Source organism: Candidatus Njordibacter sp. Uisw_058, from assembly GCF_047730065.1.
Classification (GTDB): Bacteria; Pseudomonadota; Gammaproteobacteria; order Pseudomonadales; family Balneatricaceae; genus Njordibacter.
On record NZ_CP159829.1, the window covers coordinates 930,891 to 956,815 of the forward strand.

Below are 25,925 nucleotides of genomic sequence, written 5' to 3' on the forward strand. Positions count from 1 at the left end.
TTTGTACTGCGCCAATTTTTTTGTCAGGTTTAGGAGCCCATATGTCGTCTACCGCCCAATCACTTCCCATCGAAATATCCAGCCTTTGCAAGGCCTATGGACCAATCAAAGCGCTGGATGATGTGTCGCTAAATATTGCTGCTGGCGAGTTCTTGACCCTGCTTGGGCCATCGGGCTCGGGCAAGACGACACTTCTGATGGCGCTCGCTGGTTTTGTGCGCCCTGACGGTGGGTCGATCCAGTTTGGTGATCAAGAAATGATTGCGACACCGCCGCACAAACGTGGCCTTGGTATGGTCTTTCAAAGCTATGCGCTGTTTCCATTCATGACGGTGGCGGAAAACGTAGCCTATCCATTGAAAATTCGTGGGGTTTCCAAAAGTGATCAAAAAACGCGCGTCGAACGTGTGCTGGATACTGTAGAGCTTGGTGGTTATGGGGATCGGCGCATCACCCAACTCTCTGGTGGCCAAAGGCAGCGTGTGGCTCTTGCCCGGGCGATGGTATTCGAGCCGCGGATTATCCTCATGGACGAACCCTTATCGGCTCTTGACAAAAAGTTGCGCGAACATATGCAGATTGAATTAAAGGCGCTTCATCAAAAATTAGATGCAACCGTTGTTTATGTGACCCATGATCAGCGCGAAGCCCTGACGATGTCAGACCGGATTGCAGTAGTCAATCATGGGCGCATCGAACAGATCGATACCCCTGAGCGACTATATCGTCAGCCTCATAGTTTTTTTGTGGCGGACTTTATTGGGGAATCAATTTCCTTGCCGGTGACAGTAGCCAACGATACGGCGCAACTTGGTGGGCGCGTGCTGAAATCTGATTTAGCCATTGCCCCGGGTAGTGGAGGGCATCGCTTAGTGATCCGGCCTGAATTGCTGGAAGTCATGTCAGGCCCTGTGCCTGAAAATGCTAATGACTTTTCTGGCCGGGTCAACGACATCATTTATCAAGGTGACAGCGTGCTGGTTATCGTTGAACACGACAGTGTAGGCATGATTAATGTGCGCGTACCTGCTAACCGTGCTGGCCAGACTGGGCTCCCTTCCAAGGGAGAGAAAATTGGTCTGGCCCTGCACCCAGAAGATACGATCATCGTACCGGAACATGTGTCATGAATATCTCTGAGGGCAATGCGGGAGCTAAAACATTTCACAACGCTAGCACACTCAAAGCTGAAGACCGCCGCGAACGCTTGACGTTTTTGGGGCTTTCGATGCCTGCAGTTCTTGCTATTTTAATTGTCGTATTTCTGCCGATTTTCTGGCTGTCTTCGCTCTCATTTTATAATGCAGCGGGCGAGTTGAGCACAGAAAATTATGCTCGTATTTTTGAAAGCGCTTTGTATCGTCGAACCTTTGTTGTCACCTTTCAGATCAGCATTGCTGTGACGGTCATTTGTATTCTTCTTGGTTATCCGCTGTGTTACTTGTTGACCAAGGTGAAAGACAGAACGGCTGCTATTTTGATGATTTTCGTGTTGGTTCCGTTTTGGACGTCGGTTCTGGTGCGCACCTACGCCTGGCTAGTTCTGTTGCAGCGTAATGGCATCATTAATTCGTCGCTCATGTCGCTTGGTATAATTGAGGAGCCGCTACAACTCGCGCACAACCTTACGGGATCAATCATTGGCATGGTACATATTATGCTGCCGTTTCTGATTTTGCCTCTCTATGCCACCATGCGCAATATTGACACTGATTTAGTTAGGGCTGCCGTGGGGCTTGGCTCCAGCCCACGTGGGGCATTCTGGAGGGTATTTTTTCCGATGTCCCTACCGGGCCTTTTCGCAGGCATCGTGCTGGTCTTCATCTTGTCACTTGGGTTTTTCGTTACACCCGCTTTGCTGGGCGGTGGCCGGGTACAAATGTTGGCGCAGCGCATAGAAAGTACCATAACAATTTATTCCAATTGGGGTGCAGCATCAGCTTTGGGCGTTGTCCTACTGCTGTTGGCACTGGTGATGATCTGGCTGATGAACCGTGTCTTTGGCCTCGACAAACTATTCATGCGCTGAGGAACTAGAAATGGAACAAGTTGGACAACGAAAAATAGACGGGCTGTGGCTAACAGTGGTTGGCATCGCGGTGCTTTTCTTTCTGATTCTACCCACACTTATTGTGATCCCAATGTCGTTTTCGGGGGCCTCATTTTTGGAGTTCCCGCCAACGTCATTCTCATTTCGCTGGTATGCAGCCTATTTCACATCTCCAGAATGGATGAGCGCCACCAAGACGTCACTCATTGCGGCAGTGATGACCACGGCGATTGCGACACCTTTAGGCTCACTTTGTGCTTATGGCCTACATTGTTCTGCCCCACGGATCCGTAATATTGCACAGATCCTTGTAATTATGCCCATTGTTGTACCGGTGATCCTGATTGCTGTAGGTGTATTTAGCCTTTATGCCAAGCTGGGACTCAATTATACGCTTACCGGAATTGTGATCGCCCATACGGCGCTGGCGTTGCCTTTTGTGATTGTGACCGTGATGTCGGGTTTATTGAACTATGATTTCGATCAAGAACTGGCGGCACGCAGTCTAGGTGCTTCCAGAGCATACGCCTTGTGGACAATCACTGTACCGCAAGTCAAATTTTCGATTCAGACAGGGGCCTTTTTGGCCTTCATCACCTCGTTGGACGAGGTTGTGATTTCGATGCTGGTCTCGGGTGGGGACAACGCTACGATTACCCGCCGCATGTTTAACTCATTGCGTGATCAGCTTGATCCAACAATTGCTGCAATATCAACTTGCTTAATTTTTGTCTCTATCAGCGCTTTAGTTATGATTTCTATTTTTAATAGAAATCAAAAAAATAAGGAACAATTATGATTACCCAAAAGTTATCAAGAATATTTTTTCCAGCTGTTCACTATTGGGTTGAAATTTAATGACTAAGCTTATGAGTGAATCTACAAGCGCTAGCACCACATATGCTGGATTTTCTGAAACCAATATAGAAGAAGTTTCTCAAGGCAGTATTGTTGTTTTTGGTGTACCTGCTGATTCCACTTTACCTCGACGAAGTGGCTGTTCAAATGGTCCTAAGGCTATACGACGCGCGACAATGGGTGCTTTGGGTTGTTATTTTAACTCGCCATCCAAAACAGTTGTCTCACTTGATTCAGGAAAGGCTACCCGCTTTAGAAGTGAAGTTATTGGCCTTGATTTAGGCGACCTGGCTGACTGTACTGAAGTCACAATAGATACTTTAAAACAAGTTGAACAGGTCACTGCGGGGGTGCATGAGCAGGGTGGATTGCCCGTTCTTTTGGGAGGGGACGGACACATTCTAGAGGGATTGATTGCTGGACTGCAAAGCTCCACTAGTGAATTTGGGCTGCTCGTTATATCAAACCGATTGGATATACCAAGAGTCAATGGTTTGGCCTCTAAAACGCTGTCATCACTTATGACGGTTAGGACTAACCCTGAAAACTATCCGCTGCTTGTTATTGGTGCTAATGGCATTCAACCGTATGAAAACTGGAAAGGGATAGAAGACATTCAGGGCAATGTCATTGCTGCTGAAATTATTCATGAGCAAGGTGTAGAGGTTGCTGTTAATGCGATCCAACAATTTGGCCTCCAAAACAAACAAATCTTATGTGTCATAGATGCTGGAGTTTTGGATACTGGCTATGCAGCTGGGACGCCAGGGCTTAATGTAGGTGGCCTAACGCCATTACAACTTACAGATATTCTTTCTAAAGCTAATGTAGTATCACAGTTAGTAGGCATTGGTGTAACCAATGTGGCCCCCTTACTGGATGCTCGAGGCCATTCGCAATATGCCACTGCGCAGGCGCTTCTAGCAGTACTGGGTGAACGGCTGTTTGAGGAAATGTCCTTATGAGTTCTGCAGATTTGCCGGTTTCAATGCTGTCAGTGCCCTCTTTTTTTGGCGCCCCTATTGGTGATATTGAAGATCTTTCAGAAGGAAAAATAGCGGTTGCAGGACTCTTCTGTGATCATTTTTCGGAAGGAGAGCCAGGCGCCAGATATGCTGCTCGGCAATTAAGGTATGCCTCATTACCTGTGCTAACCCACAGACCAAATATTGCTCCTGCTAATAATACTATTGATGTTGGCGAACTCAATATTTTTCCTATTGAACCTCAGAAAACCCTATCAATTCTTAAAGAACAAAGTTTTAGAATTCACCAAACAGGCGCTAAACTTCTGACATTGGGTGGAGACTATAGTCTTATTCCTGCCTTAGTTTCTGGCCAATTACAGGCAAGGCCAGATCATGATTTGAACATTATCCGAATTTCACGCAATTTGGATGCAGCAGAAATCTTAAATCCACAAAAAAACCCGCTGAGTCGTTCATGTGCAACACGACAACTTGGCGAACACTGTGGTGGCTCAAAATCAATTACGCTTTTAGGGGTAAGCGATTCAAACCCCCTAGAGGAATTTGAGTATTTAGCTGGTAGTTTTGTTCGTTCAGCGCAACAACTGTCAACATCATTAAGCGGGCTAACGGAACAAATACTAAAGGGCTTGCCAGACAAAAATGTTAGTTTTTATCTTAGTGTAGATATCGATGTTCTCGCCTTGCCGTCCATTCGTTCTAACTCTGCATACACTGGAACTGGACTGACACCAAAGCAGTTAAATGCACTCATCCTTGAATTAGGAAAACTACCCATTATCGGTGCCGACGTGACTGGATATATTCCAGACCTAGATATCTCTGGCAGCGCTGCTAGTGTCACTGTTGCCGAAATTGTAAAAAGTGTGATTGAAACAATGTCTCAGGAGAGCGCCCTATGCCGTTGAGAAATGCTCCATTACCTCGCATGGCGGGTCATCTATCTTTTATGAGATCAGTAAGGGCAAAGGTTGAAGACTTATCAGCAGGAACATTAGCCGTTATTGGTGTGCCCATTGAAGGGAGTAAAAACCTTCAATCTGGCGCCCGTTTCTCGCCCTTATCAATCAGAGAAACGTCAGTTTATTTTGGTTGGTATGCTAACCCGCAATTTAGTAATCCCATCAATATTGACGAGCAAGAGGTGTTTGATACGTCATCAATCAATGAGCGATTATTTGATCTTGGAGATATTCCAGTTTTAGGCCAAACCAGATCGAAAGCTGAAGAGCTTATCAACCATACTATTGCGCAAGTTTATAATCGCAATGCCACGAGTATTGTTCTGGGTGGAGACAGTAGCATTATTGCCCCCGTTTCCAGAGCTATTGCCAATGGAAAGTCTGTTGCTTACATACAAATTGGCGGAAAGACTCCGGGAACTTCGGATACAAAGCTGGATCATCAGGCTTCTTCACCGCTTCATTCTCTCTTGGCAAGTGGCGCAGTCAAGTTGGCAGATACTTGCATTCTGGCCCCCGCTGAGAATCCATCTGTAGAATTTTTAATGGAGCTTTCAGGTGCGGGTGCAAAAATACTTTCATCAAGCCAACTTAAAGACATGAGCTCTAAGGCGATTACTGATTTAAGCCACACCTTATCGAACCGAGATGTACCCGTGATTATTAACCTAGATCTATCGTCGGTATCTTCAGAACTTCATGGGATGTCTGACCAACCCGTATTTAACGGAATGAGCCTAAAGTTGTTAAGGCGAGTTTTAGTGGCACTGGCTAGCGCACCGATAGCTACCCTAATTTTAACGGGCCATAACCCTACCATAAACGGGCTAAGCGTCGTTAAAACGGGTCAACGATTAATTGTTACTGCACTCGTTGGATACATCTGTTCGCGTCTTGGCCTTATGAACGATATCAACTCAAATGATAATTAAAAAAAGGGGCAAACTCTAACTTATGTCAAATTTTCCAAAAATGAACCCTGTTGCCCACTCTCTTTTTAGTGCACCACTTGGATCTCCCGAAGAAGTTCAGCCTGGGGTGCTTGGGGTTGTGGGGATGCCATCTGACTGGACACATTCTAGCCGGGTTGGAACTCGCTTTGGCCCAGAGGCACTCAGAGTGGCTACTACTGAAATATCAAAATCTATTTCGCATGAGGAAGCTGAATTTTTTGATCCTATTTTGAAAAATGTGCTTCGAAAACGTCAAGATCAATGGATTGTTGATTGTGGTGATGCTGATATTTTTCCAGATTGTGTGGAAGATACCACTGAGTCTATTGCCTTAATGACACGAGCAATTACAGCGGTTGGTGGTATACCTCTTGGGCTAGGTGGAGATCATTATAATGGTTATCCTGCATGCCTTGGGTATTCACGAGGCCTTTCAGATCGAGATCCAAATCGAAAGTTTGGCTATATACAGGTTGATGGGCACCTAGATTTCACCAATCGCCTGGGCGCATGGGGCGCTCATAATCATGCCACTAATGGTCGACGCATTTCTGAGTTCTCTAATATTATTCAGCCCAATATGGTTTGGATTGGCATATCAGGCTGGATTGATGGAGGTGAGTATGAGCTGATTAAAAGCATGGGAGGAAAGGTTTTCTCTTCCCAAGATGTGCATCGCCTTGGGGCTGCCAAAGTCATGGAGCTGGCTATTAAGCATGCCACAAGAGGGTGCGAAAGCCTTTATGTTTCGCTTTGCATTGATGCTATGGATGCCGGTTATTTACCTGGAACAGGTTCTGTTGTTCATAGTGGAATTACGCCAAGACAATATTGCCAAATGCTAGATATTCTTTCGGAAGCACCGTTTGATGGATTAGATATTGTAGAGACTTGCCCACCACTTGATCCTTCAGGACGCACCCAACAAATGGCTGCACATTTGCTCTTACGCACGCTTCGCAAACATATGTTTCACACTAGTAAATCAAATTAATTATGAATACATTTAAAGGTATTAAATCTTTTGGTGCACTCTATCATGACGGTGCACCTCAACCTCGTCCATCGCGCCCCTGGGTCACTGATTTTTCTATACTACCAGTGCCTTATAAAGGTATGGAGCTTGGTAATATTTCTGAGTTTGAACCCGCTCCAGACTGGAGTCGTTGGAGCTTGGGAGATACTCCCCCCCCACCCTAATAACACTTTAAACTGGATCGTTATCGAAGATAGTACTCGTCGACTTTATATTTGTGATCGCATGATTCTTGTTCGTGTTAGTTGGCAAGATTTATTTGACGCAGGATATGTAGATGGAGCTGAGGTGGTGATTGATGGAAAAACTTACACATGCCGATTGATGACTGGAGGCAATGATTATCAGCTTGGCACTGATGGACTTAGTGGTGGCCATCCAACTGATAACGAGTGGGATTGTTTTGTCTCAGGAGCAGAGCCAGTAGAGGGCTTGCCAACACTAACACCTAATGATCGGTCTGGAGTGCTAAGTGATAAGGTGCTTCAAGCACCCCATAATCAATTCTGGAATTGGATTGGAGCTGTGAGCTGGACTTCAACACCCTATGCAAATCGGGAAACTGCCCGCTGTTGCCGTGGTTATCAGGCGGGCCAATTTTTTTACTTAAATACCTATGATCATCGACATGAGGATATTGGGTGGCGACCTGTTTTGGAGCAATTACTATGACCATTCGAACGGCCAACGAGCAGCCAATAAAACATAACTTTATTGCTGGTGAATGGCGTCCTAGTTTAGAATATATGGAGAATATTAATCCATCAGACACCAATGATGTCATCGCAAGATACGCCATTGCCTCTAGTAATGACGTGCAAGATGCGGTTTCAGCAGCAGCCACTGCGATGCCCGTGTGGTCAAACAGCACCTCTGGCGAAAGATTTGAGATTCTCGATGCAATTGGATCAGAAATTATTCAACGTCAGCATGAGTTAGGTGATCTTCTAGCCCGTGAAGAGGGCAAAACACTCAAAGAAGCGGTAGCAGAGGCTCATCGAGCCGGTAGTCTGTTTAAGTTTTTTGCAGCAGAGGTCTATCGCTCAGAGACAGAGGGTTATCGTTCTCTTCGGCAAGGCATATCACTTGAGGTTAGACGTGAACCAATCGGCGTTGTTGCGGCAATAACACCCTGGAATTTTCCGTTGGCGATTCCAGCCTGGAAAATTGCTCCAGCGCTGGCCTATGGCAATACCGTAGTTTTCAAACCTGCTGAATTGGTGTCAGGTTCTGCTTGGGCGCTGGCAGAGATTATTTCGCGCGCAGGTCTTCCAGAGGGTGTATTCAATCTTGTCATGGGGCAAGGTACAGAAGTGGGTGCAGCACTTGTTGAACATGCAGATGTGGCAGGAGTCACCTTTACTGGATCCACCGCTGTTGGACGCAAGATTGGTGCGACCACATTTGCCCGTGGAGGTAAGATGCAGCTGGAGATGGGTGGTCAGAACCCACTCATAGTGCTTGATGATGCTGATCTTGAAAGTGCTGTTGAATTTGCCATTAATGGTTCTTTTTATTCAACTGGCCAGCGATGTACCGCATCATCTCGACTGATTGTAACTGAGGGCATTCATGACACTTTCGTGGCTGCGATGTTACATCGTATGCAAGGTTTGAGAATTGGGGATGCCCGTAATCCAGATACAGAAATAGGCCCTGTCGTGAGTGAGGCGCAGTTGAACAGTAACCTCGACTACCTCCGCACTGCTAAGATCGAGGGTGCTAGGCTTTTAACAGGTGGAGAAGAACTTAAACGGGCAACACCAGGGTGGTATCTATCGCCAGCTCTTTTTACTCATGCTACGCGCGAGATGCAAATTTGTCGTGAGGAGGTATTTGGGCCAATTGCTTCAGTCATATCTGTCAGTAACTATGATGAAGCACTCTTGGTAGCCAACGACTCCGATTTTGGTTTGTCAGCCGGTATTGTTTCCAATGACCGCAAAATAATTGATCATTTTACCGCCAATGTACAGGCCGGAATGGTGCAGATTAACCTTCCAACTGCGGGTATGGATTTTCATGCACCATTTACTGGGCGTAAAAATTCATCATATGGCCCCCCTGAAAAGGGTAGTCATTGCCGTGAGTTTTTTACCAATAGCAAAGTTGTTCATGCAAACTATGGTGAGCGCTTAAAGCCTAAAAAGGAGGGCTCATGAAACCTTTAGAGGGCTATCGTGTACTTGATCTCTCAAACGTTCTGTCTGGGCCATTCTGCGGCTGTCAACTCGCCCACCTTGGGGCCGAGGTGATCAAGATTGAAGTGCCCAATAGAGGCGATTTAGCCAGGCAATTAGGCTTAGATGTTGAGCTTAATCAAAAACTCATGGGGGCTACTTTTCTTGCTCAAAACTCGGGTAAACGCTCCATTACCATTAATCTTAAATCGGCGGAGGGCGTTGCTGTATTTAAACGTCTTGTTAAAACCGCTGATGTGATCGTTGAGAATTTTAGACCAGGCGTGATGGATCGTCTTGGTGTTGGATATGACGCACTTAAAGAACTAAACGCAGATTTAGTTTATTGCGCAATATCTGGCTTTGGTCAGGAAGGTCCGCTGAAGAGTCGGCCAGCATATGATCAAATCATTCAAGGCATGTCGGGCACTATGAGCATCACTGGTGATGCAGAAACAGCGCCTTTGAGGGTTGGTTTTCCCATAGCAGACACCATTGGTGGAATGACGGCAGCCTTTGCGATTTCAGCAGCACTGGCAAAAAAAGATGACAAGCGCGGAACCTTTATCGACGTTTCAATGCTGGAATCTGTCATGAGCACCATGGGTTTTGCGATTTCAAATTACTTCAACGCAAATCAACAACCTCAACCAATGGGTAATGAAAATTTTACGGGTAGTCCGTCGGGGACTTTTAGAACTGGTTCTGGACTCATCAACATTGCTGCCAATAAACAGGAACAGTTTGAAGCAACCTGTGAGGTGTTAGGTGTAAACGAGTTACTTGAAAACCCTAAATTTGCGACTCGGCAGGCACGTCTAGAAAACCGTGGTGAACTTTCTGAGTGTCTCAATGTAGCCCTTATGAACGGTACTACAGATGAGTGGACTGTGTTGCTTAATAAAGTAGGAGTGCCCTGTGGCCCTATTTTAACGGTGGCAGAAGCGCTAGCACAGCCACAGATTGCAGAGCGGGGCATGGTTGCTACTTACACTGACGTGCCAGGCGTAAATCGAGATATTCGAGTGACTCGTACGGGGATAAAACTTGATGGAAAAACACCCTCTGTAGATACCCCTCCTCCAATGCTTGGGGAGCATACCGATGAGATTCTCTGTGAACTTGGTTTGACAACTAGTGAAATAAAGACGCTTAAAAAAGGAAAAGCAATATGACAGGTATCGACATCGAGGTGAGTGAAGTTGGCCCGCGAGATGGCTTGCAAAGTATCAGTCAAATTATGCCTACTGAGGCTAAAAAACGCTGGATTAAAGCCTTGGCTTTAGCGGGTGTTCCAGAAATAGAAGTTGGATCGTTTGTTCCAGCACGGATATTCCCACAATTTGCGGACATGATGGAAGTCGCTCAGTATGCCAGAACTATTGAAGGCCTAAAAGTGGCCGTTTTAGTGCCAAATTTCAAGGGAGCTGAGCAAGCAATAATGGCAGGGGTCCACAAGCTTACCATCCCCATATCAGTGAGTGAGACTCACAGCCTGCGCAATGTTAATCGAACCCATGTGCAGATGCTTGACGAAGTGAAAAGCATAGTCGAGCTAATTAGGCAGTTGCCTATTAATGAAAGGCCTACCATTGAAGGTGCGCTTTCAACCGCCTTCGGCTGTACCATAGAAGGCAGTGTTTCAGAAGATCGAGTAGAGGAATTAGCAGTCGCTTTAATGGAGGCTGGATGCAATGAAGTGGGCCTTTCTGATACGACTGGATATGCCAATCCTGTGCAGGTTAAGCGTTTAATAGGCAAGGTGTGGAGTGCTATTGGTCGAGAACATCTAACAGGGATTCATCTGCACAATACCCGTGGGCAAGGACTAGCAAATGTCCTAGCTGCGGTAGAAGTAGGCCTAACCACCATCGACTCATCAATGGGTGGTATTGGTGGCTGTCCCGCAGCGCCGGGTGCCAGCGGTAATATAGTTACTGAGGATCTGGTTTTCTTGCTAGAGGCCATGGGGCTAAAAACAGGCATTGATTTTGATAGGCTTATCGCCGCCAGAAATGTTGTTGCTAAAGCGCTACCAGATGTTGAATTATATGGCTTCACACCGAATGCCGGTTTACCTCTTAGTTCTCCCTTAATTTAGGGCTTTAACTGATTAAAAAAAGAGACTGGCTGTCACGGTTGGCTTCCATTATCGAATAAAATTGCTCTACTAAATTATGTAAACCAGTTTCCCTTTCGATTAGTTTATATTTAGAGCGCGTTGGCTCATTGCCAAGGGATAAAGGCATCGTTTTTAAATCCTTTTTATAAAAATTCAGCGGTAGTTAACCAAACTATTAGTGTGTTGCTGACAGCAGTTTCTGAGAAAAATCCCATTTATTTAGACGTTAGAGCCACACTTCCCTATGGCGCAACATACTATTGAATGACCATCTAAAAACATTATAACTAGGTCTCCACTTTGAACTAGATAGAGACCTAGGTTTTTACTGGCTAGCACAATTAATTCCACTCATGAATTTACACCGTTGCAATCTTTACATTGATGAAAATGTGCATTGGAGGGCCAGGGTATTGCCATAATTATTGAAAACCCAAGCTCTAAAGTATAAATAATATGGCCTAAGTATCCTACCCCGGCTTGCCCTAGTTGGTTTGAATTTTATATCCACTAGACAGGACAGCTGCCCCTGATCTACTTAAGTTCGAAAAAGAAGAAAAAGATTCATAGTTTTTCTGAATGAATGACTGAACTATCTCTATTGGTAATTTTAAAGAACTTGAATGTATAGTGATTTGATCGGGACATTCAGGAATGCGAATATACATCCATAAAAATAATTGTCGGGTGGAAGCTAATAGGCTAACCCCAACGGCAGATGTGGAGTAAACCAACGAGGAGTAAAAAGAATGTTAAAAATTAATTTTAAAAAAGCAGCTGGCTTGATTGCTACGATAGGAGTTTTTGCCTCCTTATCAACCTCCGTAGCAGCAGAAGAAATTGTGGCGAGAATGTCAGGTCATTGGAGCCCAACACACCAAAGTGCAATTCATGCGCAAATGTTTGCAGATGAGGTGACTAAGAGATCTGATGGCAGGCTGCGGATAGAGTTTTACCCCTCCAAGCAATTATTTGGAATCCGAGAAGTAATGGGTGCAATAACATCAGGGGCTGTGGAGCTTGGTGGCGTAGTTGGCGTCGTTAGCTTCCCATCTATAAATAAAAACTTTAATGTAGCATCTTACCCAGGATTATTTAATTCTTATGATCAACAAAGAGCATTTTTTCAAGAATCTAAAATGGGTAAGAGTATTTGGGATGAACTTACAACTAAGACTAATTCTAAGTTAATTATGTACAATCCTGTTGGCCCTGTGATGACTTTTAGTAGTAAAAGAGAACTCACAGGTGTTGATGCAATGAAAGGATTAAAAGCCAGAAGGTTACTTAAGAGTGAAGAACCAATGTGGGATGCGTTAGGAGCTAATAGAGTTTCGCTTCCTACAGGAGAAGTTTATACCGCCTTACAGACAGGAATGATAGATACAATCAACAGTCCTCCAGGAAGTATTGAGGCCTATAGTTGGTGGGAAAATCTGAAGTTTGCTCAGAAGCCGTATCAGTATTTTGCGGATGCTTACATCATGGCAAACCAATCTTGGTTTGATAGTTTACCTGTGGATCTGCAAGAACTTGTCATGGAAGTGGGTCAAGAAATTGGCAATGTTTCAACCAATACAATCTTAGATGCGGGTGAGAGTACTTTAACTAAATTTGTAGCTCGTGGAGGCATTCTGACAGAATTAAGTGGTGCGGAAAAGGCAAAGTTTGATAAGTTGATGATCGAAAAAGTTATGCCAGCTATGGCCCATCTTTTTGATGCAGATGCTTTAGACGCTGCTGAAGCATTTGTTGCAAATTAAAAATGACGTTTGATCTTTTTCAAATATTAATAATTAGAATAATTTTGTTTATTCTTAAGCCATTGCGATCTATGAATGTCTTGATTGGGCAACTCACTCATATGATCGCAATGGCGATTATTGCAATCATGGTTTCTGCATTAACACTCAGCGCAATAACTAGATATGTTTCTGGTAATGGATATGATTGGTTTATTGAGTTGCCGCCAGTTCTAGTTAGTTGGCTGGTATTTCCCTTATTGGGTCCATTATTAAAAAACGCTCAACACATAAAAGTTGACTTTCTTCCTTCAATAATCGGTGATGAGAATCTTCATTGGCTTAATCTCTTTTCTCATGTGATTGCACTTTTGGCTTCGATAGTATTTTTTAAAGCAGGTTTCGACGCTACTTTGTTATATTTTAAGCTTGGTCAAATAATGGAGTTAGAAATCGAGATTCCTATTTGGTGGATGTACTTAGCGTTCCCTGTAGGTTTTGTGATTTTGGGTTTATTTTCCATTGAGTTAGTTTTAACAGACTTGAAAAACTTAATGCATAAAAAAGAGAAAATAAAATAAATGTACTCATTAGCAGCTGTTATCTCGCTTGTTCTTTTACTTTGCTCGGTGCCGATTTTTTTAGTTTTTGGTTTAGGTAGTTCAGTTGCAGCAATCTGGGGCCTTAACTTACCTTGGTCTACATTGATCCAGGTTTCATTTGGCGCCTTAACCAAACATGTGTTGATAGCAGTGCCACTTTTTATATTTGCTGGTATGGCAATGTTGCGCGGTGGAGCCGCTTCGAGGTTGGTCGGTTTTGCAACAGCACTGGTTGGTCATTGGCCAGGAGGTTTGGGGATAGCAATGGTAATCGCAATGGGATTTTTTGCTGCTTTTTGTGGTTCAATTCTTGCCGCTATAACAGCTGTTGGAACAATAATGATGCCTAAGATGATTGAACAGGGCTACCCAAAGCCTTTTGTTGTGGTTTTGGCAGCGTCTGCTGCGCTATTAGAGGCATTAATACCGCCTTCTAACGCAGCTATATTATTCAGTGCTTTAACCAATGTACCCGTTGCTCAAACTTTTGCTGCTGGAATTATTCCTGGGCTCATTCTTCTTGTATTTATGATTATTGTAGTGCTGATTAAATGCCGACATATAAAAACTAACAAGCCAGCTACGAGTTATGAGAAATTAAAGGCTTTTATTACAGCAATTCCTGCACTGATAACCCCAGTTATAATACTTGGTGGCATCTATGCTGGTTTGTTAACACCCTCTGAGTCTGCAGCAGTAGCTGGAGTTTGGGCTATAATAATGGGTTTCTTAATCTATCGTGAATTAACTTTTTCCCTTTTGTTGAAGTGCCTAAAGGAAACAGCCACTATAACGGCTGTAATATTTTCTATAATTGCAATGGCAACTTTTTTAAGTGTGGTTTTGACTTATACGCAGGTGCCACAAAGTATCATCTCATACTTTACGGAACTTGGTGGTGGAGTGTGGTTTTTCTGGTTAGCCTTAGCTCTTATTTGCTTAATTTTAGGAACATTTGTAGAAATCGTTCCAGTATTTTATTTGACTGTGCCAATTTTTGCAGCATTAGCTTTGTCCTTAAATTTAGACATTTTGCATTTATATGTTGTATTTGTAGCTTTCGCTGGGATTGGGATGATCACCCCACCAGTTTGTGTTGGCATATATACTTCAGCCAGCGTTATTCAGGAAAATCCAGGTAAGGCATTTAAACAAGTACCTTTATTTGTGGGTGTCAGTATTATTTATGGTTTATTAATGATTGCTTTTCCTTTTGCTTCGACATGGTTACCCAGTCTCTTGCAGTAATAGTTTGTGCATGGCCCAGTCCCTAATACGAAACCATAGACGATATAGCGCTCACATACTTCATGCTCAAAAGCCCACCATTACCTATTAACTCTGGGTGCATACTAAATTACTGATTTTCTTCACTCTGATGTAGCTGGATAATTTTAAATACCCTATAGTGTTGGGTTTAGTGTCGCATTAAATATATTAATGGGGAGTATCTAATGTCAGATGGCAGTAATCCTTTTATCCTAATCGCAAGAGTAACTGTTAAAAGAGGTCAAGTCGAAGCCTACCTTAAGATCGCAGATACTGCTGATAAAGCAGTTCAGGCATCAGAACCAGGTATGCTTTTCCATAATTTTGACGCTGACCCAAATGACTCTCACAAATTTGTTTGGAGCGAAGTTTATAGACGTAGCAGTGATTTTTTAGATCACCTAGACAATCCACCCGTTCAAGATTATGTAGCAAAGCATGGCACTTTAGCAGACTACTTTTCCATAGAAATATATGGAGATGTATCTGATGACGTTTTAGAAAAAGTAAAAGCAATGACAATTCCTTTTCAGCATTTCAAAACTACCAGAGTAGGATATGTGAGAAAGGAACGCTTTGAATAAATTATTGAGCACGGATTAGAACCCGCGAAAAGTGCAGCTGCTGTCTTTGTTTTATTGCCACAACATATAATGGAATATTAATGGAATCAAGGTCACCTCTCCACAAAGGCCCGTTCTATAGCGTATTCCCCCATATTTCCGCTTCTCACCTCTGAAAAGCCTCTATCGTTTAAAATCTTACACATGTCTTTAAGCATGCTGGAACTCCCACACAGCATAAACCGATCATCTTGCTTGTTAGGTAAGGGCATACCTAAATCTAAGAATAATTTTCCACACGTCATCATGTCAGTTATTCGACCATTATTTTTGTAGGGTTCACGTGTTACTAATGGATAGTAAAGCAGCTTCTGCTTTACAAATTCACCAAAATACTCGTGCTCAGGAAGTTCATTCTGAATATAATCACAATAAGCCAGTTCCGATACCTGACGGACGCCGTGAGCAAGAATGATTTTGTCAAACTGTTCATACACCTCTGGGTCTTTAATAATACTCATGAAAGGTGCTAAACCTGTTCCAGTACCGATAAGGTATAAATGCTTACCAGGCAACATTTGATCCGTTACCAAAGTGCCTGTGGGCTTTTTTCCAATTAATATTTCATCGCCTGGTTTTAGGTGCTGAAGTTTAGATGTGAGTGGGCCGTTTTCCACCTTAATGCTGAAAAACTCTAGCTCATCTTCATGATTTGCGCTCGCAATACTATAAGCCCGCATCAAAGGTTTGCCCTCGTGTTGTAAACCAATCATCACAAAGTGGCCATTCTTAAATCTAAAGCCTGCATTTCGCGTAGTTTTGAAACTAAACAGCGTGTCATTCCAGTGATGCACATTAGTAACTGTTTCAGTAATTAGTTGCGTCATTAAAATATCCTGTTAGACATTACCCAAGGGTGAGCTAAGTTGGTCATCCATTTGGTTCACACCCCACAAGCCGACATTAATGGAATGCTTTTACCATGAGAGTCTCAGAGGGTTTCCAAGGAATTTGGAGCGTTCCAGAGAGACTTCGGGTCTATTGATAAGGGTTATATATAGGCGTTTGTATTATTTACAAGTATGTACATGTACCAAAAACATAATCCATTGACAGCTAAATAAACTGCTGAACCAACACAATACTGCCGACCAGTACAAGGCAATACAACAAAATTTTCCAGATTGAAAAATTCCGCACTGACCAGTCAATACGGTCATCTCGCTCAGTCTGCTTCTTAGAGGCTTTAAACCGACCGAGATAAAAAAAATAGCTGTTGCTTTAAGCCTCTTTCAATTTAGAAGAGGTTTTTTAGGTCACCTAACAACGACTATTATTTCTAAGAGAAAAGTCTAATGGTGAATAAAACAAATATTATTTCTTGTTCAGTAATTTTACGTTTATTTGGGTCGATGATTTGTTGAGGAGGTGGAGCAGTCGGTGGTTTTGGATGGTGGTGGTAATTAGTCCAAGGTATTAGGGTAGATAATGAAACTGACTATCGAGCAAGCATTGCAACATGGTATCGACGCACATAAGCAAGGCAAACTTCAAGACGCTGAACGACTTTACCAGGCTATATTGCAATCCCAACCAACCCATGCTGATGCCAGTCATAACTTAGGCTTAATAGCAGTATCTCTGAATAAGGTTGCATTGGCATTGCCATTATTTAAAACTGCTCTTGAAGCTTTCCCTGAAATAGAAAAATTCTGGTTAAGCTACATTGATGCGCCTATTAAAGAAAACCAATTAGAAACAGCGGAGAGTATCCTTGCTGAGGGCAGGAATGAAGGATTTCTTTGAAAATAATTTGATGATTTAGAATTCCAAATTAAGCAACTAACGGAACTCACACCAGCTGTTAAACACTAGCGCCACAGAGAACTCCAATAAGGAATTATTGGAACCCAAGCGTGCACCAAAAACCAATCCGTCTGTCTATATTAATGCTTGTCGTTGATAAACTGCAATCATCAAATAATATCCTCTCTTTATATTAACCTGATCTGATCTGCATTATTAGATGCAGGGGCTAAACATTGGGCGACTTAAATTTATGCTATGCTGAGAAAAATAAGTGCTTATAATTTAACTTGGAGTTGCTATGGGATTACTAACCACAACCATTGGAGCCTACCCCAAACCAGATTATATTGACTTACCTGATTGGTTTGGCAATTTAGACACGTCCCACCCCACCCGTGGTTGGGCCGCAGCTGTGTCTGCCATGGGCAACGACTTTGAGGCCATCCTTACCCGCGGCACCCATCAAGCGGTGCAAGACCAGGTCAACGCAGGTATCGACATACCCACAGACGGTGAGATTGCGCGGGAGAATTATATTCACTACCACTGTCGACAGCTGAGTGGCATCGATTTTGACATATTAACGGAAAAGAGCTTACGCAATGGCAGCTACTCCTCGTTCCTGCCCACAGTACGCGCACCGGTCACATCTGAGCGTTTATTTCTTGCCAATGATTGGCGCCGTGCGCAACAGGCCACTGATAAGCCGGTAAAGATCACCATGCCTGGACCCTTAACCATGGCCGACACCTTAGTGGACGAGTTTTATGGTGATCAAAAGGAGTTTGGCAAAGCCGTCGCTGAGGCACTCAACCGCGAAATTTTAAGCCTAGCCGACGCTGGCTGTCGGCACATTCAAATTGACGAGCCTCTCTTTGCACGCTATCCAGACCGAGCATTACTATTTGGCGTCGAAAACTTAGACCGAGCCTTTCACAATTGCCCCCAAGAAGTTGTTCGCACGGCTCACATGTGCTGCGGCTACCCAGACAAAATCGATGTTGTCGATTACCCCAAGGCTCCACCTCAATCTTACTTTCAGATTGCTGACGCCATGGAAGATTCGAGTATCATGGCCTTGTCTTTGGAAGATGCCCACCGTTACAACGACCTCACATTGCTGGAGCACTTTAAAACAACACAGATCATTCTGGGGGTTGTGGCCATTGCCAAGAGCCGGGTAGAAGCGGTGGAGGAAATTCGCCAACGTTTGCTGCAAGCACTTGAGCACATTGATGCCCACCGCCTTATTGCCGGACCTGACTGTGGTCTGGGCATTTTGGGGCGCGACCTAGCTATGGAAAAAATGCGTCATTTGAGTGAGGCTGCTCATTCCATCGACAGCTAAATAAACTGCTGAACCAACACAATACTGCCAACTAGTGCGAGGCAATACAACAAAATTTTCCAGATTGAAAAATTCCGCACTGACCAGTCAATACGGTCATCTCGCTCAGTCTGCTTCTTAGAGGCTTTAAACCGACCGAGATAGAAAAAAATAGCTAATGACAAAACTGCCATGGAGCCAAAGACTAATGTATTGGCATCCACTAGCGACTTCTCAGTTTAGCGAGTAGCCTGAGCATTTCAAGATAGAGCCATATTAGCGTCACCATCAAAGAAAAAGCACCAAACCATTCCATATATTTGGGGGCGCCCATCTCTGAACCCTGTTCAATGAAATCGAAATCCAACACTAAATTAAGCGCGGCAATGGCGACGACAAACAGGCTAAAGCCAATACCAAATAAACCGTTTGAGTGAATAAATCCTATGCCGCCAGAACCAAACATATTCATCAGCATACTAACCAAATAGAGCACACCAATCCCCATGGTGGCTGAAGTCACCATCAAGCGAAAATTTTCTGTGGGCTTAACGATGCCAGTTTTGTAAAGGAACAACAATGATGCAAGAGTCCCCAGCGTCAAACCTACCGCCTGGATCACAATACCTGGATATTGCATCTCAAAGATGCCCGAGATGGCCCCCAAAAAAAGGCCCTGAGATAAAGCATACAGGGGCGCTGTTATACCAGACCACTGCTTTTTAAATATAGTCACCAGGGCAAATATAAAGCCCATGATCGCACCACCAATTGCAAGCGGCATCACAGATCCTGCGTTACCACTTTCAAAGAACAGGTTCCAGGTCCAAGACGCTGACAACACCACCAACGCCAGTAAGATACCAGTCTTGTTCACCGTCCCTTGCAGAGTCATGGTTTGTGACGACGTTGATTGAATGCCACCTGCTGGTGATGATGACTGGGCACTCTTACTGAACGTGTCTGCCCTCAGTGCTGGGTTTCCTGAACGACCGAACATCTGCAGCGCTCTATGATTTGACATATATTTAATCCCTAGGTTTCTAACAAAAATTTCACCCCAAGCGCTTCAATGTGCTAGATGCTAGGGTCGATTAAAGCTTACAGCAATCATAGCCGAATAAGCTTGCCAACCCAATATTGTTGGACAAAAATATTTTCTCGAAGAGAGTGCCTCATTTTTTAGTATAAAGCTTTAGAGATTTATAATTCTTTATTAATTATATGTTATGTTATAACATTACACTATATGGAAGGATCTTCAGATCAAGGCCAGTAATAAATATAGAGAGTGTTTTCATGCTTCACAATAATAAGTTGCCAGTTACTGTTTTATCAGGATTTCTTGGTGCAGGAAAAACTACGGTACTCAGTCATATATTGAACAATCGCCAAGGTAAAAAAGTGGCTGTGATCGTTAATGATATGAGTGAAGTTAATATCGATTCAGCCATGGTTGCAAACGAAGTCTCTCTCAACCACAGCGATGAAAAACTTGTTGAAATGAGTAATGGCTGTATTTGTTGTACATTACGCGAAGATCTTTTGCTAGAGGTTACCGAGTTGGCAAAAGATGGACGCTTTGATTACTTATTGATTGAATCGACGGGTATTTCTGAGCCATTGCCTATAGCCGAAACCTTTACTTTTGCTGACGAGGACGGTATCTCATTATCAGATGTAGCAACACTGGACACTATGGTTACCGTTGTTGATGCGGTGAATTTTTTAAATGATTACGAAGAGGCATTTTCCTTACAAGAAACAGGAGAATCCTTAGGAGAAGAAGACGAACGTAGTGTCTCTGATTTACTGGTTGATCAAGTGGAATTTGCTGATGTCATCCTCATTAGCAAAACTGACCTGGCTGATAAGGTGGATATTGAGCGCTTAAAAGCAATACTCAAAACCCTTAATACCCATGCCCGAATCATCCCTATCGTTGCAGGTCAAGTTGATATTGATGCAGTGCTGAGTACTGGTTTGTTCGATTTTGAACGTGCTCAGAATGCGCCGGGATGGCTTATGGAATTGCGCGGTGAACACGTTCCTGAAACTGAAGAATATGGCATTAGCAGTTTTAGTTTTCTTGCCCGCCGTCCATTTCATCCCGAAAAGTTTCATCGCTTTCTTCACGACACGGAGAAATTTGGCAAATTAATTCGCTCCAAGGGGTACTTTTGGTTGGCATCTCGTCCCCAATTTGCAGGGCAATGGAATCAGGCGGGTGGCATTGCTCGCTATGGTTTTGGGGCGATGTTTTGGAAATCTACGCCTAAAAAAGACTGGCCTACTGATGCAGAGTCATTGAACGCAATACAGCAGCACTGGGTTGAGCCATTTGGTGATATGCGTCAAGAATTAGTGTTTATTGGCCAGCAACTTGATCAAACCGCTATGATTCATGCACTCAACGAATGCTTGTTGTCAGATTATGAATTATTAAAAGGAAAAACTTACTGGGCAACACTAAGTGATCCATTTCCTTCATGGAGTGAAGACACATGAGTGCATTAACAGCTATGAATGAGCCTCAATTTAAGTGCATTGCCTTACCCGAAATGCTCATCAGGCATGCCAGTGAAAGTCACGAACCGGCAGTATTTTCTGATATTTATCGAGATGACATCAATATTGCAATATGGCAACGTAAATTGTCTGACCAACTGGTATGGGCTGCGAATGAGATTTTAAAGACGCATACAAGATTAGAAATTGCAGAGGTAGTGACAGCAACAAGTGTCCACTCTAAGCTTTGTAAAGCGCTTGGTGAGTCTGACGCCGTAAAGGTGTTAAGTAATGACATAACACTATTGGTGGATATGTTTTGCTGTGTTTTTGACCTTAAAAAGGCTGGCTTACGATTAACTGCGCTTGATCGTGCGATGTGCCCCAGGTTTCACTTTGATCGAATTCCATGTCGACTTGTGACAACATTTCATGGTGTTGCAACAGAGTGGGTCCCTCATCAATTGGTTGACCGCAGTAAACTAGGTGCGGGTAACCAAGGTAAATCAGATGAACAATCGGGCCTTTTTCAGAGTATTGATGATATTCGGCAACTGAACCAGGGTGATGTTGCATTGCTCAAAGGTGAGTTTTGGCAGGATAATGAAGGTGCAGGCTTAGTGCACCGCTCGCCAGTTCAGGGACAAGGTTTAATAAATGAACGTCGTTTATTACTCACACTTGACTTTATTAATGATTAAATATTATTGCTAAAAAAAAGTTAAAAATGCAAGTAAACAAAATAATATCATTTTTGCGCAATATAAAAGTAGGGCACAGCAGTTACATTGACGTACAACTTACTAATGAAAGAGTCGATCTATTGTCTGCAGAGCAGCTGCAGAGCTTTATGCTTAATGTCACCATTGATGATGACTATAAAGAAGTGTTTAAGCAGCAAAAAGTGTTTTTAGCCGATACAAAAGCCCGCATGCAGATACCTATTTTTAATAAACCAGGCATGTATAACCTTACTATCTCAGTTGCTAATGGCCAATTCGTGCGCACCATTAACCGCAGTATTAGTGTGCGTTCGCTAGATCCTATATTGGCAAAGCCACATTACCTGCCGATGATAGCTGGTGACTTAGTTAGGCCAGAACTAGAGATTGAAGTGATAATTTAAAGAAACAACGTGTTGCATGTGCGTGTGCCCCACAAGAAGTGGAGCAAGCAAAAAATCAGGTGCGTCCCAGAGAGGAGTCGAACCTCCGACCTGCCGCTTAGGAGGCGGCTGCTCTATCCAGCTGAGCTACTGGGACTTTGTCGGCGAGCATTCTAACAGGTCGTGAATTTTAAGGGTACTAGAAAGGGCTGTAAATGGTGTAAATAATGTTGTTTTTTAATCTGATTTAAGGAAATGCTAAAAGTTATGCTAATCTAAATAAGAATGATTTGCATTACGTATAAAGTTTGTTTATTATGTGTTTAATCCAGACGAACTTAAACTTTAATAAACTTTAATCAGAGAAAACACATGAACAAAACACTTCTTTCAATTGCTGTTGCAGCGAGCTTTGTCCTAAGTGGCCAAGCTCAGGCAGGAGCCCACGCAGAAATCTATGCTGACTTTCCTATTACGGTAAAAAACTACACTGGCACTAAGACCCATTCTGAGGCCTACACTGGTCAGATTGCTCGTCATACACTGCATAATTCAGCTAAAAAGTTGGTGTCTAAAGGCGCTAGTTTAGAGCAAACTAAAGCTTACTTTAGTGGCAAGGACGAAGGGCGTAAAATTATTGATCCCGTATCAAAAGACGGTTTTCCAATGCTTCAAACTCACGTAGACAAGATTTCAAAAGGCAAAAATTTGTCTGGCAAAGCCTATAAAGGTCTAATTTCTGGCATGCCTGGTAGTCTGACGGGTGCAGAGTTACTGGAGTTAATGCTAGAAAAAGCGGCGGCTACAGAAAAAGGCTTTGATCCCTTAACAGGTTATGACTACACCCAATTGTTTTCTAAATTCGCTATGGGTGCGGTATTTTACAACCAAGCGGTCGATAACTACTTAGATGAAAAACTAGCGGCGGATGTTAATCCTAATAGTAAAGCGTACAAGGAAGGCAAGCCTTATACGGGTAAAGAGCACGTTTGGGACGAAGCCTTTGGTTATTTTGGCGCCCCAGCTCACACTTTAGCGCTGACAGCTGAAGAAGTGTATGGCATTGCTAAGCAAAAATCAGACAGTTTTGCAAAAGCAGACCATAACGGAGATGGCAAGGTTTCTTTGGTCACTGAAATGGCATACGCCCATGCATACTATGCGGCATCTTTCGATAAAGGTGGCAAAACTAAGTATCTTCATACCATCGTTCAAGCGTTTATTGACGGCCGTAAGCTGATCACCTCAGCCAATGGTGAAGCACTTACGGACGCTCAGCGAAGCGAACTAATGGGCTATGCTCAAGTCATTAAGACTCATTGGCAGCGAGTTATTGCTGAATCGGTCTTCAAGTATGCAGGTTCTGTTTATGGGGATATAGAAAAGCTAGAGACCATCATTGAAGCTAATGGTGATGCAGCTAAAGCCTACCGGAACTATGTGAAACACTGGGGTGAGTTAAAGGGCTTTGCGTTAGCTCTGGAAGCTGGTGGTGTTAATCTAGGAGAGGCTGGGGTGAAGCTCAACAGGTTATTGGGTTACAGTCCAATATTGTTAGGTAATACTCAGGTAACTGGCTTGGTTAATGGTGAGTTTGTGCAGAGTCCATCGATCAGTATGGGAGAGTATCAAGTGCAAATGATCAAGGTTCAAAAGCTGATGGTTGACAGCTTTGGTGTTGAGGCTCGGAGTAAAGACATGACGGCAAACTTAGCCAAACTTGTTGACAGTCTGGGTGCTTCCATGGCTGCAGAAAATGACTAGATGTCTATTTAATTGACCATGGAATGGTTGTTTGAGTTTTTACTATCTTGGCTTTCAGAATTTAGGGGATTAGTCAGCCAGGGTAGTAAACGCGTTTTTTTTGGCTACATGTTGAGTGCTGCTATCATCGCTGTTGTTTGGCTGATGTGGGAACGCAGGCTCAATTTTGTGGGCGCTTTACGTTGGCTTTTTCAGCGTAAAATCTGGTGGTCTAATTCGAGTCGATCTGATTATCAGATGATGTTCATTAATCAGCCCATCATGTTGCTTTTGAGCCCGCTGATGTTAAGTAAGTTAGCTCTTGCGACTACCTTGTTTTATGCGTTAACTGATTGGGTCACACGGCCCCTATGGCCGTCTGATATATCCACTTTTTGGGTCTCTGTCATCTTTACCTCATGTTTGTTTGTAGTTGATGACGCAAGTCGTTATTATCTGCATCGCCTGATGCATCGTTGGCCTGTTTTATGGGCCTTTCATCGAGTACACCACACCGCAGAAAGCTTAACGCCTTTTACGGTGCTGCGCACGCATCCTATTGAAGGTTTATTGTTTGGCCTGCGCAGTGCCTTAGTGCAGGGCTTACTGATTGGTGTGTTTGTGTTTGTATTTGCTGATCGAGTGACCTTGCTTAGTCTGTTGGGTGCTAATGCAGTGACCGCCGTGTTAAATATATTGGGGTCTAATTTACGACATTCACCTGTGCCCATTAGTTATGGAAAAACCCTAGAACGGTGGCTTATTTCCCCAGCGCAGCATCAAATACACCATTCTCAAGCACGCCAGCATTGGGATAAAAATTTTGGTGCATTTATTGCCCTGTGGGATCGGATGGGTAACACCCTGGAGTTTGGATCGAGCAAACAGAAGTTAACTTTTGGTTTAAGTGGTCAAAAGTCCAAAGAACACCAATTATCAACCTTGTATTGGAAGCCCTTCAAAAACTGTTGGTGCTACTTTAGGAGCAAAAAGTTAGGCCTAATTATTACTGTCAACACAAAAAACGTAACCAGTGAGCAAGAATAAATGATTCCTTTAAATCCTATTAATACCTTTTTATTACCCGTTGTTGCTGCTATTTTCTTTTCTGCTACAACGGCCCAAGCTGGAGGCATCGTCAATGTGTATTCAGCCCGCAAAGAAGCCTTAATTAAGCCTTTGCTAGACGATTTTACTGCTGCCACCGGCATTCAAGTCAACCTTATTACGGGCAAGGCAGATGCCTTGTTAAAGCGCTTGCAAGTTGAGGGTAGTGCGACCCCTGCAGATCTCTTTATTACGGTAGACGCCGGTCGTTTACATCGGGCCAAAGAGTCGGGCATGCTTAAGCCCGTATCGATACCTGCGCTTGAGCAAAGTATACCGATAGAGCTTAGAGACTCTGAAGGCTACTGGTATGGCCTCACACTCAGAGCAAGGCCTATTATTTATGCTAAAGAACGAGTCAATCCTGACGAGTTTTTTACCTATGAAGCTTTAGCAGACGCTCAATGGAAAGGTCGCCTGTGCTTAAGATCTTCACAATCTGTGTATAATCAGTCTCTGGTCGCTGCTACTATCGATGCCATAGGCCCAGCGGCCACCCAAGTATGGATGCAAGGTATGGTAAATAATCTTGCAAAGGCACCATCAGGTGGTGATACTGACCAGCTAAAGGCAGTGGCTGCAGGGGTGTGTGATGTAACCATCGCTAACACCTATTATTTAGGCCGGTTAATTAATAGTAGTAAGCCTGCTGATAAAGCTTTGGCGAGTAAGTTGTCGGTCTTTTGGCCTAACCAAAGTGGTGAAGGGTCAGTGGGGCGCGGTGCACACTTTAATGTAAGTGGTGCCGGCTTTACTAAATACGGCAAACACCCAGAGCAAGCGCAAGCATTGCTTGAATATTTAGCGTCGGCTCCGGCACAGGCTTGGTATGCAGACATTAATAATGAATATCCTGTGGTACAAGGTGTAGCCATTTCACCAGCCCTTGAAGGGTTCGGTCCTTACAAGATGGACCCGATTGCTTTGGAAATATTAGGTCAGAACAATCGACAAGCGGTTCAATTGATGGATCGCGCCGGTTGGAGATAGGTAATGTTAT

At 43.6% G+C, this 25,925-nt stretch carries 26 protein-coding genes and 1 tRNA gene; 24 read left to right on the forward strand and 3 right to left on the reverse strand.

What is annotated here, in order from left to right:
* Positions 1 to 41 precede the first annotated feature (41 nt).
* The 16 genes from ABXT59_RS04285 to ABXT59_RS04360 all read left to right on the forward strand — a co-directional run bounded on the left by ABXT59_RS04285 (position 42) and on the right by ABXT59_RS04360 (position 15,347).
* Positions 42 to 1,130 (forward strand): ABC transporter ATP-binding protein, encoded by a 1,089-nt coding sequence (locus ABXT59_RS04285; RefSeq protein WP_443637949.1) that lies wholly within the window; start codon positions 42 to 44, stop codon positions 1,128 to 1,130.
* Positions 1,127 to 2,029, forward strand: a complete 903-nt coding sequence (locus tag ABXT59_RS04290) for an ABC transporter permease (protein WP_443637951.1) — start codon at positions 1,127 to 1,129, stop codon at positions 2,027 to 2,029. The genes ABXT59_RS04285 and ABXT59_RS04290 overlap by 4 nt, the downstream gene beginning before the upstream one ends.
* Positions 2,030 to 2,039: 10 nt before the next feature.
* Positions 2,040 to 2,849 (forward strand): ABC transporter permease, encoded by an 810-nt coding sequence (locus ABXT59_RS04295; RefSeq protein WP_443637953.1) that lies wholly within the window; start codon positions 2,040 to 2,042, stop codon positions 2,847 to 2,849.
* 70 nt (positions 2,850 to 2,919) lie between these two features.
* Positions 2,920 to 3,873: an arginase family protein gene (locus ABXT59_RS04300; protein WP_443637954.1), complete on the forward strand. Its 954-nt coding sequence runs from the start codon at positions 2,920 to 2,922 to the stop codon at positions 3,871 to 3,873.
* Entirely contained in the window at positions 3,870 to 4,805 is a 936-nt protein-coding gene (locus tag ABXT59_RS04305) for an arginase family protein (protein ID WP_443637956.1), read from the forward strand. The genes ABXT59_RS04300 and ABXT59_RS04305 overlap by 4 nt, the downstream gene beginning before the upstream one ends.
* Positions 4,796 to 5,791, forward strand: a complete 996-nt coding sequence (locus ABXT59_RS04310; RefSeq protein ID WP_443637958.1) for an arginase family protein — start codon at positions 4,796 to 4,798, stop codon at positions 5,789 to 5,791. The genes ABXT59_RS04305 and ABXT59_RS04310 overlap by 10 nt, the downstream gene beginning before the upstream one ends.
* A 22-nt stretch (positions 5,792 to 5,813) precedes the next feature.
* On the forward strand, positions 5,814 to 6,806 hold the full coding sequence (locus ABXT59_RS04315; protein WP_443637959.1) for an agmatinase family protein: 993 nt from the start codon (positions 5,814 to 5,816) through the stop codon (positions 6,804 to 6,806).
* A gap of 2 nt (positions 6,807 to 6,808) precedes the next feature.
* Positions 6,809 to 7,012, forward strand: a complete 204-nt coding sequence (locus tag ABXT59_RS04320) for a hypothetical protein (RefSeq protein WP_443637961.1) — start codon at positions 6,809 to 6,811, stop codon at positions 7,010 to 7,012.
* Between the two features lie 61 nt (positions 7,013 to 7,073).
* Entirely contained in the window at positions 7,074 to 7,520 is a 447-nt protein-coding gene (locus tag ABXT59_RS04325) for a hypothetical protein (RefSeq protein ID WP_443637963.1), read from the forward strand.
* Positions 7,517 to 9,010, forward strand: a complete 1,494-nt coding sequence (locus ABXT59_RS04330) for an aldehyde dehydrogenase family protein (protein WP_443637964.1) — start codon at positions 7,517 to 7,519, stop codon at positions 9,008 to 9,010. Before ABXT59_RS04325 ends, ABXT59_RS04330 begins: the two co-directional genes overlap by 4 nt.
* Entirely contained in the window at positions 9,007 to 10,203 is a 1,197-nt protein-coding gene (locus ABXT59_RS04335) for a CaiB/BaiF CoA transferase family protein (RefSeq protein WP_443637966.1), read from the forward strand. Before ABXT59_RS04330 ends, ABXT59_RS04335 begins: the two co-directional genes overlap by 4 nt.
* A complete protein-coding gene (locus ABXT59_RS04340; RefSeq protein ID WP_443637968.1) occupies positions 10,200 to 11,129 on the forward strand; it encodes a hydroxymethylglutaryl-CoA lyase in 930 nt (309 codons plus the stop codon). The genes ABXT59_RS04335 and ABXT59_RS04340 overlap by 4 nt, the downstream gene beginning before the upstream one ends.
* A gap of 770 nt (positions 11,130 to 11,899) precedes the next feature.
* Positions 11,900 to 12,913: a TRAP transporter substrate-binding protein gene (locus ABXT59_RS04345; protein WP_443637969.1), complete on the forward strand. Its 1,014-nt coding sequence runs from the start codon at positions 11,900 to 11,902 to the stop codon at positions 12,911 to 12,913.
* Between the two features lie 2 nt (positions 12,914 to 12,915).
* Complete coding sequence (locus ABXT59_RS04350) at positions 12,916 to 13,473, forward strand: TRAP transporter small permease (RefSeq protein WP_443637971.1); 558 nt, start codon at positions 12,916 to 12,918, stop codon at positions 13,471 to 13,473.
* Positions 13,474 to 14,742, forward strand: coding sequence for a TRAP transporter large permease (locus ABXT59_RS04355; protein ID WP_443637973.1), 1,269 nt, complete (start codon positions 13,474 to 13,476; stop codon positions 14,740 to 14,742). It abuts the gene before it with no gap.
* A gap of 206 nt (positions 14,743 to 14,948) precedes the next feature.
* A complete protein-coding gene (locus ABXT59_RS04360; RefSeq protein WP_443637974.1) occupies positions 14,949 to 15,347 on the forward strand; it encodes a putative quinol monooxygenase in 399 nt (132 codons plus the stop codon).
* A gap of 92 nt (positions 15,348 to 15,439) precedes the next feature.
* Here the strand turns inward: ABXT59_RS04360 and ABXT59_RS04365 are convergent, their stop codons facing one another.
* Complete coding sequence (locus tag ABXT59_RS04365; protein ID WP_443637976.1) at positions 15,440 to 16,213, reverse strand: ferredoxin--NADP reductase; 774 nt, start codon at positions 16,211 to 16,213, stop codon at positions 15,440 to 15,442.
* Between the two features lie 601 nt (positions 16,214 to 16,814).
* Between ABXT59_RS04365 and ABXT59_RS04370 the strand changes: the two genes are divergently transcribed.
* The gene (locus ABXT59_RS04370) at positions 16,815 to 17,132 is read left to right on the forward strand and encodes a tetratricopeptide repeat protein (RefSeq protein WP_443637978.1); all 318 of its coding nucleotides are present in this window, start codon (positions 16,815 to 16,817) and stop codon (positions 17,130 to 17,132) included.
* Between the two features lie 301 nt (positions 17,133 to 17,433).
* The gene (locus tag ABXT59_RS04375) at positions 17,434 to 18,483 is read left to right on the forward strand and encodes a hypothetical protein (protein WP_443637979.1); all 1,050 of its coding nucleotides are present in this window, start codon (positions 17,434 to 17,436) and stop codon (positions 18,481 to 18,483) included.
* A 202-nt stretch (positions 18,484 to 18,685) separates the two neighbouring features.
* Here the strand turns inward: ABXT59_RS04375 and ABXT59_RS04380 are convergent, their stop codons facing one another.
* Complete coding sequence (locus tag ABXT59_RS04380) at positions 18,686 to 19,486, reverse strand: Bax inhibitor-1/YccA family protein (RefSeq protein ID WP_443637981.1); 801 nt, start codon at positions 19,484 to 19,486, stop codon at positions 18,686 to 18,688.
* A gap of 275 nt (positions 19,487 to 19,761) precedes the next feature.
* On the opposite strand from ABXT59_RS04380, the gene zigA reads away from it, so the two are divergent.
* The 3 genes from zigA to ABXT59_RS04395 are packed head-to-tail and all read left to right on the forward strand — an operon-like array spanning position 19,762 to position 22,096.
* Positions 19,762 to 20,970, forward strand: a complete 1,209-nt coding sequence (zigA, locus tag ABXT59_RS04385) for a zinc metallochaperone GTPase ZigA (RefSeq protein WP_443637983.1) — start codon at positions 19,762 to 19,764, stop codon at positions 20,968 to 20,970.
* Positions 20,967 to 21,671, forward strand: coding sequence for a DUF1826 domain-containing protein (locus ABXT59_RS04390; protein WP_443637985.1), 705 nt, complete (start codon positions 20,967 to 20,969; stop codon positions 21,669 to 21,671). Before zigA ends, ABXT59_RS04390 begins: the two co-directional genes overlap by 4 nt.
* A 26-nt stretch (positions 21,672 to 21,697) precedes the next feature.
* Positions 21,698 to 22,096, forward strand: a complete 399-nt coding sequence (locus tag ABXT59_RS04395; protein ID WP_443637987.1) for a hypothetical protein — start codon at positions 21,698 to 21,700, stop codon at positions 22,094 to 22,096.
* Between the two features lie 62 nt (positions 22,097 to 22,158).
* Here ABXT59_RS04395 and ABXT59_RS04400 read toward each other — a convergent pair.
* Positions 22,159 to 22,232: transfer RNA gene (locus ABXT59_RS04400), tRNA-Arg, on the reverse strand.
* A gap of 215 nt (positions 22,233 to 22,447) precedes the next feature.
* On the opposite strand from ABXT59_RS04400, the gene ABXT59_RS04405 reads away from it, so the two are divergent.
* From ABXT59_RS04405 to ABXT59_RS04415, 3 genes are read left to right on the forward strand one after another with little or no spacing between them, the layout of a single operon-like run.
* Positions 22,448 to 23,839, forward strand: coding sequence for a DUF4856 domain-containing protein (locus ABXT59_RS04405; protein WP_443637988.1), 1,392 nt, complete (start codon positions 22,448 to 22,450; stop codon positions 23,837 to 23,839).
* 18 nt (positions 23,840 to 23,857) lie between these two features.
* The gene (locus ABXT59_RS04410; RefSeq protein WP_443638545.1) at positions 23,858 to 24,865 is read left to right on the forward strand and encodes a sterol desaturase family protein; all 1,008 of its coding nucleotides are present in this window, start codon (positions 23,858 to 23,860) and stop codon (positions 24,863 to 24,865) included.
* On the forward strand, positions 24,866 to 25,915 hold the full coding sequence (locus tag ABXT59_RS04415) for a Fe(3+) ABC transporter substrate-binding protein (protein WP_443637990.1): 1,050 nt from the start codon (positions 24,866 to 24,868) through the stop codon (positions 25,913 to 25,915).
* Positions 25,916 to 25,925: the final 10 nt, after the last annotated feature.

What these genes read in the sequence shown, in the direction of transcription:
- ABXT59_RS04395 (WP_443637987.1), top strand. Translation starts at nt 21,698, where the DNA reads ATGCAAGTAAACAAAATAATATCATTTTTGCGCAATATAAAAGTAGGG.
- ABXT59_RS04390 (WP_443637985.1), top strand. Translation starts at nt 20,967, where the DNA reads ATGAGTGCATTAACAGCTATGAATGAGCCTCAATTTAAGTGCATTGCC.
- ABXT59_RS04360 (WP_443637974.1), top strand. Translation starts at nt 14,949, where the DNA reads ATGTCAGATGGCAGTAATCCTTTTATCCTAATCGCAAGAGTAACTGTT.
- ABXT59_RS04290 (WP_443637951.1), top strand. Translation starts at nt 1,127, where the DNA reads ATGAATATCTCTGAGGGCAATGCGGGAGCTAAAACATTTCACAACGCT.
- ABXT59_RS04340 (WP_443637968.1), top strand. Translation starts at nt 10,200, where the DNA reads ATGACAGGTATCGACATCGAGGTGAGTGAAGTTGGCCCGCGAGATGGC.
- ABXT59_RS04300 (WP_443637954.1), top strand. Translation starts at nt 2,920, where the DNA reads ATGAGTGAATCTACAAGCGCTAGCACCACATATGCTGGATTTTCTGAA.
- zigA (WP_443637983.1), top strand. Translation starts at nt 19,762, where the DNA reads ATGCTTCACAATAATAAGTTGCCAGTTACTGTTTTATCAGGATTTCTT.
- ABXT59_RS04330 (WP_443637964.1), top strand. Translation starts at nt 7,517, where the DNA reads ATGACCATTCGAACGGCCAACGAGCAGCCAATAAAACATAACTTTATT.
- ABXT59_RS04365 (WP_443637976.1), bottom strand. Translation starts at nt 16,213, where the DNA reads ATGACGCAACTAATTACTGAAACAGTTACTAATGTGCATCACTGGAAT.
- ABXT59_RS04355 (WP_443637973.1), top strand. Translation starts at nt 13,474, where the DNA reads ATGTACTCATTAGCAGCTGTTATCTCGCTTGTTCTTTTACTTTGCTCG.
- ABXT59_RS04305 (WP_443637956.1), top strand. Translation starts at nt 3,870, where the DNA reads ATGAGTTCTGCAGATTTGCCGGTTTCAATGCTGTCAGTGCCCTCTTTT.
- ABXT59_RS04345 (WP_443637969.1), top strand. Translation starts at nt 11,900, where the DNA reads ATGTTAAAAATTAATTTTAAAAAAGCAGCTGGCTTGATTGCTACGATA.
- ABXT59_RS04410 (WP_443638545.1), top strand. Translation starts at nt 23,858, where the DNA reads ATGGAATGGTTGTTTGAGTTTTTACTATCTTGGCTTTCAGAATTTAGG.
- ABXT59_RS04315 (WP_443637959.1), top strand. Translation starts at nt 5,814, where the DNA reads ATGTCAAATTTTCCAAAAATGAACCCTGTTGCCCACTCTCTTTTTAGT.
- ABXT59_RS04285 (WP_443637949.1), top strand. Translation starts at nt 42, where the DNA reads ATGTCGTCTACCGCCCAATCACTTCCCATCGAAATATCCAGCCTTTGC.
- ABXT59_RS04370 (WP_443637978.1), top strand. Translation starts at nt 16,815, where the DNA reads ATGAAACTGACTATCGAGCAAGCATTGCAACATGGTATCGACGCACAT.
- ABXT59_RS04310 (WP_443637958.1), top strand. Translation starts at nt 4,796, where the DNA reads ATGCCGTTGAGAAATGCTCCATTACCTCGCATGGCGGGTCATCTATCT.
- ABXT59_RS04320 (WP_443637961.1), top strand. Translation starts at nt 6,809, where the DNA reads ATGAATACATTTAAAGGTATTAAATCTTTTGGTGCACTCTATCATGAC.
- ABXT59_RS04415 (WP_443637990.1), top strand. Translation starts at nt 24,866, where the DNA reads ATGATTCCTTTAAATCCTATTAATACCTTTTTATTACCCGTTGTTGCT.
- ABXT59_RS04380 (WP_443637981.1), bottom strand. Translation starts at nt 19,486, where the DNA reads ATGTCAAATCATAGAGCGCTGCAGATGTTCGGTCGTTCAGGAAACCCA.
- ABXT59_RS04375 (WP_443637979.1), top strand. Translation starts at nt 17,434, where the DNA reads ATGGGATTACTAACCACAACCATTGGAGCCTACCCCAAACCAGATTAT.
- ABXT59_RS04350 (WP_443637971.1), top strand. Translation starts at nt 12,916, where the DNA reads ATGACGTTTGATCTTTTTCAAATATTAATAATTAGAATAATTTTGTTT.
- ABXT59_RS04335 (WP_443637966.1), top strand. Translation starts at nt 9,007, where the DNA reads ATGAAACCTTTAGAGGGCTATCGTGTACTTGATCTCTCAAACGTTCTG.
- ABXT59_RS04325 (WP_443637963.1), top strand. Translation starts at nt 7,074, where the DNA reads ATGATTCTTGTTCGTGTTAGTTGGCAAGATTTATTTGACGCAGGATAT.
- ABXT59_RS04295 (WP_443637953.1), top strand. Translation starts at nt 2,040, where the DNA reads ATGGAACAAGTTGGACAACGAAAAATAGACGGGCTGTGGCTAACAGTG.
- ABXT59_RS04405 (WP_443637988.1), top strand. Translation starts at nt 22,448, where the DNA reads ATGAACAAAACACTTCTTTCAATTGCTGTTGCAGCGAGCTTTGTCCTA.